The organism is Streptomyces sp. NBC_01476 (genome assembly GCF_036227265.1).
GTDB lineage: Bacteria > Actinomycetota > Actinomycetes > Streptomycetales > Streptomycetaceae > Actinacidiphila.
On the sequence record NZ_CP109446.1, the window covers coordinates 4,547,501 to 4,561,301 of the forward strand.

Below are 13,801 nucleotides of genomic sequence, written 5' to 3' on the forward strand. Positions count from 1 at the left end.
GCACTGGATAGGCGATGGGCCCTACCGGGTTACTGACCTTAGCCAAACTCCGAATGCCGGTAAGTGAGAGCGCGGCAGTGAGACTGTGGGGGATAAGCTCCATGGTCGAGAGGGAAACAGCCCAGAGCATCGACTAAGGCCCCTAAGCGTACGCTAAGTGGGAAAGGATGTGGAGTCGCAGAGACAACCAGGAGGTTGGCTTAGAAGCAGCCATCCTTGAAAGAGTGCGTAATAGCTCACTGGTCAAGTGATTCCGCGCCGACAATGTAGCGGGGCTCAAGCGTACCGCCGAAGTCGTGTCATTGCAGCGTGAAGGGTTAACGCCCGTTGTGATGGGTAGGGGAGCGTCGTGTGCCGGGTGAAGCTGCGCCGGAAGGCAGTGGTGGACGGTTCACGAGTGAGAATGCAGGCATGAGTAGCGATACAAGAGTGGGAAACTCTTGCGCCGATTGACTAAGGGTTCCTGGGTCAAGCTGATCTGCCCAGGGTAAGTCGGGACCTAAGGCGAGGCCGACAGGCGTAGTCGATGGACAACCGGTTGATATTCCGGTACCCGCTTTGGAACGCCCAGTACTGAATCTTCTGATGCTAAGGCCGTGAAGCCGCCTTTGATCTCTTCGGAGTGATGGGGAGTGGTGGAGCCGCTGATCCGATGGGGTAGTAGGTAAGCGATGGGGTGACGCAGGAAGGTAGTCCAGCCCGGGCGGTGGTTGTCCCGGGGTAAGGGTGTAGGGCGTGCGGTAGGTAAATCCGTCGCACATGAAGTCTGAGACCTGATGCCGAGCCGATTGTGGTGAAGTGGATGATCCTATGCTGTCGAGAAAAGCCTCTAGCGAGTTTCATGGCGGCCCGTACCCTAAACCGACTCAGGTGGTCTGGTAGAGAATACCGAGGCGTTCGGGTGAACTATGGTTAAGGAACTCGGCAAAATGCCCCCGTAACTTCGGGAGAAGGGGGGCCATTCCTGGTGATGGGATTTACTCCTTGAGCTGGGGGTGGCCGCAGAGACCAGCGAGAAGCGACTGTTTACTAAAAACACAGGTCCGTGCGAAGCCGTAAGGCGATGTATACGGACTGACGCCTGCCCGGTGCTGGAACGTTAAGGGGACCGGTTAGTCATGCTTTGGTGTGGCGAGGCTGAGAACTTAAGCGCCAGTAAACGGCGGTGGTAACTATAACCATCCTAAGGTAGCGAAATTCCTTGTCGGGTAAGTTCCGACCTGCACGAATGGCGTAACGACTTCTCGACTGTCTCAACCATAGGCCCGGTGAAATTGCACTACGAGTAAAGATGCTCGTTTCGCGCAGCAGGACGGAAAGACCCCGGGACCTTTACTATAGCTTGATATTGGTGTTCGGTTCGGCTTGTGTAGGATAGGTGGGAGACTGTGAACCAGTGGCGCCAGCCATTGGGGAGTCGTCGTTGAAATACCACTCTGGTCGTGCTGGATGTCTAACCTCGGTCCGTGATCCGGATCAGGGACAGTGTCTGGTGGGTAGTTTAACTGGGGCGGTTGCCTCCTAAAGGGTAACGGAGGCGCCCAAAGGTTCCCTCAGCCTGGTTGGCAATCAGGTGTTGAGTGTAAGTGCACAAGGGAGCTTGACTGTGAGACTGACGGGTCGAGCAGGTACGAAAGTAGGGACTAGTGATCCGGCGGTGGCTTGTGGAAGCGCCGTCGCTCAACGGATAAAAGGTACCCCGGGGATAACAGGCTGATCTTCCCCAAGAGTCCATATCGACGGGATGGTTTGGCACCTCGATGTCGGCTCGTCGCATCCTGGGGCTGGAGTCGGTCCCAAGGGTTGGGCTGTTCGCCCATTAAAGCGGTACGCGAGCTGGGTTTAGAACGTCGTGAGACAGTTCGGTCCCTATCCGCTGCGCGCGTTGGAGTCTTGAGAAGGGCTGTCCCTAGTACGAGAGGACCGGGACGGACGGACCTCTGGTGTGCCAGTTGTTCTGCCAAGGGCATGGCTGGTTGGCTACGTTCGGGAGGGATAACCGCTGAAAGCATCTAAGCGGGAAGCCTGCTTCGAGATGAGGGCTCCCACCCACGTGATGGGGTAAGGCTCCCAGGAGACGACTGGGTTGATAGGCCGGATGTGGAAGCCCTGTGAGGGGTGGAGCTGACCGGTACTAATAGGCCGAGGGCTTGTCCATGTGTGCTCGCGTCCACTGTGTGGTTCTGAAACAACCAGCCACCAATCCCTGCCCCTGGGTTTTCGGGGTGGGTTGGTGTGTGTTTCATGGTGTTTCGGTGGTCATAGCGTTAGGGAAACGCCCGGTTACATTCCGAACCCGGAAGCTAAGCCTTTCAGCGCCGATGGTACTGCAGGGGGGACCCTGTGGGAGAGTAGGACACCGCCGAACAATTATTAGAAGCCCGGGCCCCCGATTTAATCGGGGGCCCGGGCTTTTTTTGCGTTGTACGGTCGAACCGTGGCGAATGACGAGGTGACGCGTTACGAGGTGCGGCCGGCGGCGCCGGCCGAGTGGGAGCGGAGCCGGGACCTCCGGCTCGCGTCGCTCCAGGACCCGGTGGCTTCGGTGGCCTTCGCCCGGAGCTACGCCGAGGAGGCGGCGCTGAGCGATGAGCACTGGCGGCGTCGGGCTTCCGGTGTCGGGGCCCAGCAATTCGTGGCGGTAGCCGCTGGGGATCCGGACGCGGAGTGGGCCGGGATGGCCGTGGTGGTGATCGAACGGGACGACTACCTGAGTATCAACGCCGTCTATCTGCGGCCCGAGGCCCGTGGCACCGGGCTTGCCGACGAGCTCTTCGAGGCCGCCGTTGCCTGGAGTTGGGAGCGGGCCGACCGGCTGCACCTCTGGGTGCATGAGAAAAATCCGCGGGCCGAGGCGTTCTACTGCCGGCGCGGCTTCGTACGTACCGGGGAGACGATGGTGTCCCCGCTCGACAACGTATCGACCGAGTACGAGATGGTGCTGCTCCGGAAGCCGGAGTAGCCGCCCCGGTCCGTTCAAGGCTCAGCAGACGGCGAGGACGCGAACTGCCAGGACCCGGTGCCCGCCGGTCGCGGTCCCGCACGCGACCGCACGCGACCGCACCGCCCCTTTACGCGATCCGGTCCAGTTCCTCCGCCCGCACCGCGCCCAGCAGCGGTTCCCCCTTGATCCACCGCTCCACCTCGTCCACCGCGTACGCGCCGAGGCGTTGCACCTCCGTGCCCTGGCAGCCGGCGATGTGCGGGGTGAGCAGGACGTTGGGGAGGGCACGGAGGGGGTGGTCCGGGGGGAGGGGTTCGGGGTCGGTGACATCGAGGTAGGCGTCGATACGGCCGGCGGCGCACGCGGCGGTGAGCGCCTGGGTGTCGATGAGGCGGCCGCGGGCGGTGTTGATCACCGCGGCGCCGTCCCGGAGCAGCCGCAGCCGGCGGGCGTCCAGGAGGTGGCGGGTCTCGGGCAGGTCGGGGGCGTGGATGGTGACGATGTCGGAGCGGCGGCAGAGTTCGTCGGGGTCGACCTGTTCCGCGCCGAGCGCGGCGGCTTCGGCAGCGGTGACGTAGGGGTCGGCGAGCAGGATGCGGAAGCCGGCCGGGGTGGTGAGCAGGCGGGCGATGACGCCGCGGCCGATCCGGGAGGCGCCGATGACGCCGACCACGGCGCCGTCCGCGCCCTGCCGTTCGCGGTAGCCGGGGTAGCGGCCGGTGCGGTAGCCGGCCGCGGCGCCCAGGGTGCGGCGGGCGGCCAGCCAGATGGTGGCGAGGGTGTATTCGACGACCGGGACGGCGTTGGCGTCGGCGGCCGAGGAGACCGCGATGCCGCGCTGCCAGACCTCGGGCCTGATGTGGCCTTTGACGGTGCCGGCGGCGTGGACGGCGGCGGCGAGCCGGGGGGCGCGGTCCAGGAAGGCGGTGTCCATGACCGGGCAGCCCCAGCCGGTGAGCAGCAGGTCGGTGGTGGCGAGGTCGGCGGTGGACCAGTCGGTGACCGGCGGTCCCGGCCGGACGTCGGCCAGGCTGTCGAGCCGGGCGCGCAGCGGGGCCGGGAGGACCAGGTCCAGAATGTCCGGGCGCATCGCCAGTGCCAGGTTCGGCCGGTCCGCCATGTCTGCCCCTCACGTGTCCGCGACGTGTCCGCCGGTGTGGGCGCCGGCCGCCGCGCGGGGCGGGTGAGCCGACTGACCGGCGGGTAATCGGTTACTTCCCTGAACCCGTGGAGATTAAGCCTGACCTCGTCGGTCGTCAACGAACCGCCCTGTCAGCGGTGTTGTGTCCGCTTCTGCTGATGCGCGAGGGGTTGACCCGTCGTAGTAACCGGTTTAGGTTCCGTGCCACCTTGAGCGTCGAGGAGGACGCGATGGCGATTGCCGAACGGGACGCCACCGGCCGCGCGGACGCGGCCGGCGCGCCTGTCGCACGACCACCGGTGAGCCGCGGCTCCCGGCGCAGGAGGCTGCGCAGGGACCTGGTGCTGCTGGCGCTGATGGCGCCCGGCGTGGCGTACTTCCTGCTCTTCCACTACGGCGCGCTGGCCGGGAACGTGATCGCGTTCAAGGACTACGTGCCTTTCGACGGGCTGTGGGCCAGCCAGTGGAACGGCGTCGACAACTTCCGTGTGATGCTGGCCGATCCGGACTTCTGGCACGCGGTTCTCAACACCCTGTGGATAGCGCTGCTGCAGCTGGTCTTCTTCTTCCCGGTGCCGATCGGTCTGGCCGTCCTGCTGCACAGCCTGACCCGGGACGCGGTCCGCGGCTTCGTGCAGTCGGTGGCGTATCTGCCGCACTTCCTGTCGTGGGTGATCGTGGTGGCGGTCTTCCAGCAGGTGCTGGGGGAGACCGGGCTGATGAACTCGCTGCTCGGCGACGCCCATCTGCACACGGTGGACATCATCGGCAATCCCACCGCCTTCAAGCCGCTGGTGGTGGCGCAGGTGATCTGGAAGGACTCCGGCTGGGGCACGATCGTCTTCCTCGCCGCCCTCGCCCAGGTCGACGAGCAGAGTTACGAGGCGGCGGCGATCGACGGCGCCGGTCCGTGGCGGCGGTTCTGGCATGTCACGCTGCCGGCGATCCGGCCGATCATCGTGCTGCTGCTGATCATGCGGCTGGGCGACATCCTGTCGGTCGGCTTTGAGCAGATGCTGCTGCAGCGGGCGTCGGTCGGCCCGGACGCGGCCGAGATCATCGACACCTTCGTCTACTACAAGGGCCTGGTCGGCGGCGACTTCGGTTATGCCGCGGCGGCCGGCCTCTTCAAGGGCGTCATCGGCGCCCTCCTGGTCTTCGCCGCCAACAAGGTGGCGCACCGGCTCGGCGAGCAGGGGGTCTACCGATGAGCGCGGCGACCACGGCGACTGCGGCGACGGTGCCGGCCAGGGCGTCCCGTCCGGCCTGGAAGGAGAAGCCGAAGCCGGTCACGCAGGGCGCGAAGGCGGTGGCGCTCGCGGTGGTGGTGCTGATCGTGCTGGTGCCGTTCCTGATCATCGTGTCGACGTCGCTGTCGTCGAACAAGGACGTGGTGGCGGGCGGCGGCTGGGTGCTGTGGCCGGAGCACCCGACGCTCCGCGCGTACCGGGAGATCTTCCAGGGCGGCATCGTCGGGCACGCGCTGTGGGTGAGCGCCGGGGTCACCGTGATCGGCACCGCGGTGAGTCTGGCGTGCACGATCGGTCTGGCGTACGCGCTGAGCCGGCCGGATCTGTTCGGCGGCAAGCCGGTGCTGCTGCTGATCCTGTTCACCTTCCTCTTCCCGCCCGGCATGATTCCGGCTTTCCTGCTGGTCAAGGGCCTGCACATGCTGGACAGTTACGCCTCGCTGATCGCGCCGGTGCTGATCAACGTCTTCAATCTGGTGGTGCTGCGCGGCTTCTTCCAGTCGGTGCCCGCGGAGCTGTACGAGGCGGCCCGGCTGGACGGCGCGGGCGAGTGGCTGATCCTGCGCAGGGTCGTACTGCCGCTGTCCAAGGCCGCGTTGGCGGTGGTCGGGCTCTTCTACGCGGTCTCGTACTGGAACGCCTGGTTCTACGCGTCGATCTATCTGGAGTCCGGGCACTGGCCGCTCCAGCAGGTGCTGCGGACGTATGTGATCGGCGGCGCGCAGCTGGCGGACACCGGGGCCGGTGACGCGAGCCAGGTCGCGGCGCCGCAGACGATCCAGATGGCGGTGCTGGTGGTGGCCACGGTGCCGATCCTCGCCGTCTACCCCTTCCTGCAGAAGTACTTCACCAAGGGCGTGCTCACCGGCGCCATCAAGAGCTGACCCCCCACTCCTGACCTCGGGAAAGGACCACCGTGAGTACCTCGTCGTTCTCGCGGCGTACCCTGCTGCGCTCGATCGCCGCAGGTGGCGCCGCTCTGGCCGCACCGACTCTGCTGACCGCCTGCTCGACGTCGGGCGGCGGGCACAGTGTGAGCAACGCCGGGAAGTCGCTGACCCCGTGGCCGGCGTATCTGCCGTTCGCCGGCCCTGCGCCGGATCTGCCGGGCACCGCCGACGGCATTCAGCCGGGGTATCTGAAGTATCCGCAGCAGCTGGCCGACGCGGTGCACGAGAAGCCGGGCAGCGGCCAGACGATCAAGGTCATGACGATCACCTACGGCACTCCGCCGGGGTCGCCGGGGCAGAACAAGTTCTGGGCGGCGATCAACGAGGCGCTCGGGGTGACCCTCGAGTACACGGTCGTACCCGACTCCGACTACATGACGAAGATGGCCACGATGATGGCGGGCAACGACCTGCCGGACGTGATCAACTTCGGTGGCGGCCACACGCTGCCGCGTGAGGCGGAGTTCGTCGCCGCGAAGTGCGCGGACCTGTCGTCGTACATCAGCGGTGACGCGATCAAGGCGTACCCGAATCTGGCCAATCTGCCGGCCTATGTGTGGCAGGACATGGGCCGTATCCGCGGGCGGCTGTACGGCGTCCCGGTGCAGCGGTCGGCGCCGGGGAACTGCCTGTGGATCAACAACGACGTGTTCACCGCGTCGGGGATGAAGGACGGCTGGAGTGCCGACGACTTCCTGGCGGTGGCGAAGGCGGCCACGCACGGGAAGAAGTACGGGCTCGGTTCGTCGGCGCCGCTGCTCTTCGGGCACGACGTGCACACGATGGCCTTCGGGGCGCCGCAGGAGTGGAAGGTGGACGGCGGGGAGTTCGTCAGCGCGTACACCACCGACGAGTACCGGGCGGGCCTGGAGTACATGGCGCGGCTGCGGCAGGCGGGTCTCTTCGAGCCGAATGTGCTGGGCACTTCGACGGTGGACTGCAAGACCTTCTTCTACAACGGGACGGTCGCCTCGATGCCGGACGGTTTCGGTGCGCTGTCCACCAGCGTCCCGAGCATCGACAACGCGTTCGTGCTGGACGCGGCGGTCCCGTACACCCCGTCCAACGGTGCGAAGCCCGGGATGCAGCGGGCCAAGGGCGCGTGGGGCTACACCGCGCTGAAGAAGACCACCCCGGACCGGATCAAGCTGATCCTGCGGGTGCTCGACTATCTGGCGGCGCCGTTCGGCACCAAGGAGTACGAGCTCAACCACTTCGGTGTGGAGGGCACGCACTTCACCCGGAACGCCGCCGGGGACCCGATTCCGACCAAGCGCGGTCTGTCCGAGAGCAACGTCAACTTCCCCGTGAAGTACCTGTGCGACGCGCCACAGGTGCTCTATCTGCCGGGCCGGCCGGACGACGTCAGGCGCAACCACGCCTGGCAGACGAAGGTCGCGCCGATGCTGGTGCGCAACCCGCGGTTCGGTCTCCAGTCGGACGCCCAGAGCCGGGTCGGCGCGGCCATCGACACGATCAGGACCGACGCGATCGGGGCGGTCGTCTCCGGTCACAAGCCGATGAGCGCGTGGGACGACGCGCTGAAGAAGATGCGCGGCCAGGGCCTCGACCGGATCGCGGCGGAGTACGCCGAGGACTACGCGTCGAACCACTGACAGGGCCGCTGGACCGGCCGCTGACGGGCGGGCGCATCGGCGGCGCAGCACCGGCCGCCGCCGGATCTGGGGCCAGTACGCTGGGCGGCGGCGCGGGCGGCGCGCGTCGCGCAACGGACCTTCGGACGGGCGGGGATGGCGGATACTTCACCAGGGCATGACACGGTCGGTCCCCCCGCCCGCTCCGCGCACCGTGGCCGGGTCACCATCCGCGACGTGGCCGGCCGGGCGGGCGTCTCGGTGGCCACCGTCTCCCGGGTGCTGGCCGGCAACTACCCGACCTCGGCGGCGGCCCGCGCCAAGGTGCTGCGGGCGGTGAAGGACCTCGACTACGTGATCGACGGCCGGGCCCGGGCGCTGGCCGGGACCGGGCCCAAGACGGTCGCGGTGATCGTGAGTTCGGTGGACAGCGCCTTCTACGCCGGCGTCGCCCAGGGCGTGGAGCAGGAGGCGGCGGCGCGCGGCCGGCTGTGCATGGTGTGCAGCCACGGCGGGGACGAGGCGCGTGAACTGGCGCTGGTGCAGATGATGCGCGAGCAGCGCAGCGAGTTCGTGGTGCTGGTCGGCGGGGCGGTCGAGGACGAGCGGTACCGGGCCCGGCTGACGGAGTACGCGCACGGGCTGGCGGCGGCCGGGTCCCGCCTGGTGCTGTGCGGGCGGCCCGCGCCGAGCCCGGACATGCCGGTGCTGGTGGTCGAGTACGACAACGAGGCCGGCGCGTACGCGGTGGTGAGTCATCTGCTGGCGGCCGGGCACCGGGACATCCTCTACCTCGGGATGATGCCGGGGCACTCCACGGTCGAGCCGCGGATCGCCGGTTACCGCCGGGCGCTCGCCGACCACGGCCTGGGCCCGGCGGCCGAGCGGACAGCGGGGCAGGGCCTGGGCCGCGCCCACGGTTACGCGGCGATGCGGCAGATCCTCGACGAGTGCGGCGGCCGGCCCGCCTTCACCGCGGTCTTCGCGGGCGACGACCAGGCGGCGGCGGGCGCGATGGCCGCGATGCGCGAGCAGGGGCTGCGCACACCCGCGGACATCTCCGTCGTCGGCTACAACAACGACGGTCTCGCCCAGGACCTGAACCCGCCGCTGACAACGGTGAACATCCCCGCGTACGAACTGGGCCGCGAGTCGGTCCGCCTGGCGCTCGCCGAAGCGGCGGGTGAGGGGCCGCGCAGCAGCGCCCAGCAGCGGCATCTGCTGGGGACGCACATCGTGCTGCGGGAGTCGGTGGGCCGGCCGCGCCAGGGCTGACACGTGGCGCGGGGCCGCTTCCGCGCCACGGCCGCACCAACCGCGGCCCAAGAAAAGGCCCAGGGGATCTTACGGATCGGTGACCGCCGCCGCCGGACGGCGCTGCGCACAGGCGGCGGGGTTAGCGTACGGGGGAAACCGGATCCGCCCCGCGCCTGGACAGTGGCGGCCGGCCGTTTCCGGAGGTCGTCGTGGTCACCCTGGTGCTGATCGGTCTGGTCGGCGGGTTCATCACCGGTATCTCGCCGTGCGTGCTGCCGGTGCTGCCGGTGGTCTTCCTCAGCGGGGGTGCGGGGCCTGCCGCCGCGAAGTCCGGGAGCAGCCGGCGGCCGTATCTCGTGGTGGCCGGACTGGCGCTCAGCTTCGCCGTGTTCACTCTCCTGGGCACGCTGGTGCTCAGCGCGCTGCCGCTGCCGTCGGACACCATCCGGTGGGCGGGGCTGGTGGTGCTGACCGTGCTGGGCGTCGCGATGATGTTCCCGCGGATCCAGGACCTGCTGGAGCGGCCCTTCTCCTATCTGGGGCGGCGGCAGGTCGGCGGCGGGCACGGCGGTTTCGTGCTGGGGCTGGCGCTGGGGGCGGTGTACGTGCCGTGCGCCGGGCCGGTGCTCGCCGCGATCACGGTGGCGGGCGCGACCCACGCGATCGGGGCCAAGACGATCGCGCTGACCTGCGCGTTCGCCGTCGGGACCGCGGCGCCGCTGCTCTTCTTCGCGCTGGCCGGGCGCGGGGTCGCGGACCGGGTGCGGGCGTTCCGGGAACGGCAGCGGTCGGTGCGGTTCGTGGCGGGTCTGGTCGTCATCGCGCTGGCGGTGGCGCTCACCTTCAATGTCACCGACGCGATCCAGCGGGCGGTCCCGGACTACACCGCCAGGATCAACCAGGCGCTGGACAAGGCCGGGGCGATCAAGGGGCTCGGTCCGCAGCAGAGCGCGGCCCTCGCGACCTGCGCCAACACGATGTCCGCGACGCTGCTCGACTGCGGGAAGGCGCCGGCCGTCACCGGGATCCAGCAGTGGTTCGACACCCCCGGTGACAAGCCGCTGACCCAGGCCGATCTGCGGGGCAAGGTGGTGCTGATCGACTTCTGGGCGTACTCCTGCATCAACTGCCAGCGGGCCATCGCGCACACCGAAGCCTGGTACCGCGCCTACCGGGACGCGGGCCTCGTGGTGATCGGCGTGCACACCCCTGAGTACGCCTTCGAGCATGTGCCGGCCAATGTGAAGGCCGGTGCGGCCCGGCTGCACATCACCTATCCGGTGGCGCTCGACAACGACTACGCCACCTGGAACGCCTTCGGGAACGACTCCTGGCCGGCGTCCTATCTGATCGACTCGACCGGTGAGGTACGGCATGTGGCCATCGGCGAGGGCGACTACGGCGGGGACGAGTCGCTGATCCGGCAGTTGCTGACCGCGGCCCGTCCGGGGGCCGACCTGCCCGAGACGACGGATGTGCCGGACCGGACCCCGACCGACCCGGACCAGACGCCGGAGACGTACCTCGGTGCCCAGCGGGCCCAGGGCATCGCCAACGGGCCGCTGGACTCCGGTGCCCGCTCCTTCACACTGCCCGCCTCGGTCCCGCCGGACGAGTTCGCGCTCGGCGGTTCCTGGGTGGTCGCGGACGAGGACCTGACGTCGGGCCCGGGGGCGACGATGGAGCTGAACTTCGCGGCGGACGACGTCTATCTGGACGTCGGCGGCACCGGCGAGGTCACCGCGACCTTCGCCGGGAAGACGAAGACCTTCACCATCGCCGGGGCGCCGGACATCTATACGGTGGTGGGCGGGGCGGCCGAACAGCACGGTGTCCTGAAGCTGACCTTCTCGCCGGGCCTGAGCGCCTACTCCTTCACCTTCGGATGAGCCGGCTCAGCGGTTCCCGGCCCGGAAGCCGTCCAGGACGTCCTGGCGGAGCAGGTGGCCGAAGCCAGCGGACTCCAGCCGCAGCGCCAACTGCCCCTCGGTGAGCCCGAGATCGGCTGCCGCCGCCCGGAGGTGCCAGTCCCGGGCGGCCAGCCGCGAGAGCAGGTGGCCGCGGCGGACCTGCGTCTCGGAGAGCCGGAACGTCTTGAGGTACGCGATCCGGCCGCCGGGCCCGGTGATCGCCTCGCCGATGTGGTTCTCCGCACGCGGGCGGAAGACCGGCAGGAACCGGTGCAGGGTGAACTCGCCCATGCTGTACGCGGTTCGCGCAGTGCAGTCGTGGCCGAGCAGGCCCGCCGCCATGGTGTCGTCGTGGAAGTCCCGCCAGGCCCGCTCCTCGCGGGCGACGGCGGCGCGCAGCGCGGCCATGCTGTTCACCGGGCCGAGGCGGGGCGTGAAGTCCGGCACCGGGCCGCTCAACAGGGCGTAGTGGTGGATGAGTTCGCCGTAGAGGTCGAGCAGCAGGCTGGTGTGCAGGGCCCGGTAGTCGTCCGGGTGGGGTACGGCGAAGGCGGCGGCGAGCGCGTCGGCCGCGTACACCAGGACACCGCACTGACCCGGGTGGATCTCGAACACCCGCAGGGCGTCGCCGAGTCCGCGGACGGCCGCGCCGGAGTACGCCTCCTCGGCACGCGGGGACAGGCCGTTGCGCAGGGCACGCTGCGACCACTCGGCCCAGGCGATCGGCGGGCCGCCGAAGTGCAGGCTCAAGTAGCCCTCCAGCGCGAGGTGCAGCGGCAGGAACCGCAGCCGCCGCTTGGCCTCGCGGCTGACCATCCGGCGGTGGACGCGCACGGGTACGCAGGCGGACGGCTCGGTCTCGGCGACCTGGGTGCCGTAGGCGGCGACCGGTCCCGTACCCCAGTCGGCGACGAAGCCGTGCGGGATGTAGGAGCGGTACGACGTCCGGCCGTCGTGGACCACGCCGTGGCCCTCGCCGTACAGCCGGGCGTGCAGCCGCAGGCCCGGCAGGGGTTCGGGGCGGACCAGCGGGACGAGGCGGACGCCGCCCCAGACCTGGGCGGGGCGGGTCTCCAGGCCGGCCAGGTCGAGGCGGAGGGTGCCGGTCACCGGGATGCCTCCCGCGGGGTCAGGAACGCGGCGATCCGCGCGTCCAGGTGCGCCCGCAGTTCGGGCAGGCCGGTGCGGCCGCTGGCGAAGGCGGCCAGTTCGACCAGGGACGGCAGGTCCTCCGCGTCGCGGATACCGGCGGTGGGGACGGTCGGGGAGAGCCGGCGCACGTCGAAGTCCCCCGCGTCGTAGACCGGGTTGAGGTGCACGATCGCGGTGCGGGCGTGCGGGTCGATCCGGGCGCGCCAGACCCGCAGCACCTCGGCGGCCAGACCCGGCGGGGCGTTGTCCCAGCCGTCGGAGACGATCAGCAGCCGCTCGGGGCCGGTCTCCAGCGCGTCCAGCAGCCGGGAACCGAGCGGGGTGGGGCCGTAGGGGTGGGCGAGCAGCGCGTCCCGGCGGCCGGAGGTCCAGTGGGCGGTGTAGGTGCCGGCCAGCGCCTCCAGCAGGAAATGCGCGGCCAGCGCGACAGCCAGCGGGCGGCGGCGCTTGCTGCCCGAGGCGTACGCGGAGAACGAGTCGTCGAGCACCGCCGTCACCCGCCCCCAGCTCCCCGCCGCCGCACCGGCCGTCCGCCGGGCGGCACCGCGCAGCGCCCCGGTCAGCTCGGCCCGCCGGGCGGCCCGCTGGTCGAGCGGCAGCCCGAGCACATAGGAAGCCAGCCGGGTCAGCGGCATCCGCCCCAGGTCGGTCCGTACCGCCGCGCCGCCCGACTCCTGCAGCCGCAGCCGCTCCAGCGCGGTCAGCCGGGGAGCGATCCGCGCCAGGAAGGTGTCCCGGGCGATGCCGTGCCGGGCCGCGAAGCCCTCGGCGACGGTGTAGGGCAGCTCGTAGAGCGCCGCTTGTTCGTAGTGCGCGCGGCGCCAGGTCTCCAGCAGCGGGGTGCCGTACCGGGCCCGGGAGCGGGGCGCGAAGAGAAAGGGCCCCAACTCATCGGTGCGGGGCGGCAGATGGGCATGGCGGAGGGCGCTCTTCAGGCCGCTGCGGTACTTGACCGCGTCGAAGGCCGGATCGGGCCGCCCGGCCAGCCAGTCCCGCATGATGGCCCGGGTCCGCCGGTTGTTGACCCTGGCGCGGCGCAGCGCGGCGAAGAGCCCGTACACCCGCTGCGGCGGCAGCAGTTCGAGCCGCCGGGCGATCAACGCGCCCTCGACCCGGCGCTGTTCCGGCCCGGCGTCGCCGGCCGTCTCCAGCAGGTGGCGGACGATCAGGGCGGCGTTGTGGTCGTTGATGTCGAGGGCGAGCGTCGCCGCGTACAACGCCCGGTAGTTGCCCAGCAGATAGGCGTGCAGGAAGCCGAGCGACATCCGCTGCTCGTCCGCGTCGCTGTGGAACTCCCGCTGCCCGGTGGAGGTGATGGCCGCGTTGACGAAGAGCAGCACGTCCTCGGCGGCGACCAGCCCTTCGGACACGGCGTGTTCCCCCCTGCTGCGGTGCGCCGGCGGTGCGGGCGCCGGATCGTATGAAAGGCCGGCCGGGGTGTGAGGGCGCGAGCTGCGAATCATTGCTGTAGAGGCAGGTTCCGGAAGTCGCACCGGAGTCCCGCGGCCGGTTCCCGCACCGTAACAGGGGCGGCCACGCCGCATCCCCCGGTTTTCCGGGCCGGTCCGCCCGCCCGCTTGTGGGTCGGCGAGCCCGTGCGCC

9 protein-coding genes and 2 rRNA genes (1 of these 11 only partly in view) are annotated in these 13,801 nt (G+C 69.4%); 8 read left to right on the forward strand and 3 right to left on the reverse strand.

Annotated features, from left to right (window positions below; genetic code table 11):
• The 3 genes from OG552_RS19825 to OG552_RS19835 form a co-directional block, all read left to right on the forward strand.
• Positions 1-2,158: ribosomal RNA gene (locus OG552_RS19825) — 23S ribosomal RNA — on the forward strand (it extends 984 nt beyond the left edge of the window).
• 93 nt (positions 2,159-2,251) lie between these two features.
• A 5S ribosomal RNA gene (gene rrf / locus OG552_RS19830) occupies positions 2,252-2,368 on the forward strand.
• Between the two features lie 69 nt (positions 2,369-2,437).
• Entirely contained in the window at positions 2,438-2,962 is a 525-nt protein-coding gene (locus tag OG552_RS19835) for a GNAT family N-acetyltransferase (RefSeq protein WP_329134772.1), read from the forward strand.
• 109 nt (positions 2,963-3,071) lie between these two features.
• Here the strand turns inward: OG552_RS19835 and OG552_RS19840 are convergent, their stop codons facing one another.
• Positions 3,072-4,064, reverse strand: coding sequence for a hydroxyacid dehydrogenase (locus OG552_RS19840; RefSeq protein ID WP_329134774.1), 993 nt, complete (start codon positions 4,062-4,064; stop codon positions 3,072-3,074).
• 377 nt (positions 4,065-4,441) lie between these two features.
• On the opposite strand from OG552_RS19840, the gene OG552_RS19845 reads away from it, so the two are divergent.
• The 5 genes from OG552_RS19845 (at position 4,442) to OG552_RS19865 (ending at position 11,026) form a co-directional block, all read left to right on the forward strand.
• A complete protein-coding gene (locus OG552_RS19845; RefSeq protein ID WP_329140951.1) occupies positions 4,442-5,296 on the forward strand; it encodes an ABC transporter permease in 855 nt (284 codons plus the stop codon).
• The gene (locus tag OG552_RS19850) at positions 5,293-6,219 is read left to right on the forward strand and encodes a carbohydrate ABC transporter permease (protein WP_329134776.1); all 927 of its coding nucleotides are present in this window, start codon (positions 5,293-5,295) and stop codon (positions 6,217-6,219) included. Before OG552_RS19845 ends, OG552_RS19850 begins: the two co-directional genes overlap by 4 nt.
• 32 nt (positions 6,220-6,251) lie before the next feature.
• The gene (locus OG552_RS19855) at positions 6,252-7,901 is read left to right on the forward strand and encodes an extracellular solute-binding protein (RefSeq protein ID WP_329134778.1); all 1,650 of its coding nucleotides are present in this window, start codon (positions 6,252-6,254) and stop codon (positions 7,899-7,901) included.
• Between the two features lie 216 nt (positions 7,902-8,117).
• Positions 8,118-9,155: a LacI family DNA-binding transcriptional regulator gene (locus OG552_RS19860; RefSeq protein ID WP_329134780.1), complete on the forward strand. Its 1,038-nt coding sequence runs from the start codon at positions 8,118-8,120 to the stop codon at positions 9,153-9,155.
• Positions 9,156-9,346: 191 nt separating this feature from the next.
• Complete coding sequence (locus OG552_RS19865) at positions 9,347-11,026, forward strand: cytochrome c biogenesis protein DipZ (RefSeq protein WP_329134782.1); 1,680 nt, start codon at positions 9,347-9,349, stop codon at positions 11,024-11,026.
• A 6-nt stretch (positions 11,027-11,032) separates the two neighbouring features.
• On the opposite strand, the gene OG552_RS19870 is transcribed toward OG552_RS19865, so the two are convergent.
• Together OG552_RS19870 and OG552_RS19875 are read right to left on the reverse strand one after the other, a co-directional pair.
• Complete coding sequence (locus OG552_RS19870) at positions 11,033-12,157, reverse strand: ARPP-2 domain-containing protein (protein WP_329134784.1); 1,125 nt, start codon at positions 12,155-12,157, stop codon at positions 11,033-11,035.
• Positions 12,154-13,662 (reverse strand): hypothetical protein, encoded by a 1,509-nt coding sequence (locus OG552_RS19875; RefSeq protein WP_329134787.1) that lies wholly within the window; start codon positions 13,660-13,662, stop codon positions 12,154-12,156. The genes OG552_RS19870 and OG552_RS19875 overlap by 4 nt, the downstream gene beginning before the upstream one ends.
• Positions 13,663-13,801: the final 139 nt, after the last annotated feature.

Bases quoted from the DNA above. Each gene is read 5' to 3' on its own strand.
- OG552_RS19840 (WP_329134774.1), bottom strand. From the start codon at position 4,064: ATGGCGGACCGGCCGAACCTGGCACTGGCGATGCGCCCGGACATTCTG.
- OG552_RS19850 (WP_329134776.1), top strand. From the start codon at position 5,293: ATGAGCGCGGCGACCACGGCGACTGCGGCGACGGTGCCGGCCAGGGCG.
- OG552_RS19845 (WP_329140951.1), top strand. From the start codon at position 4,442: ATGGCGCCCGGCGTGGCGTACTTCCTGCTCTTCCACTACGGCGCGCTG.
- OG552_RS19875 (WP_329134787.1), bottom strand. From the start codon at position 13,662: ATGATTCGCAGCTCGCGCCCTCACACCCCGGCCGGCCTTTCATACGAT.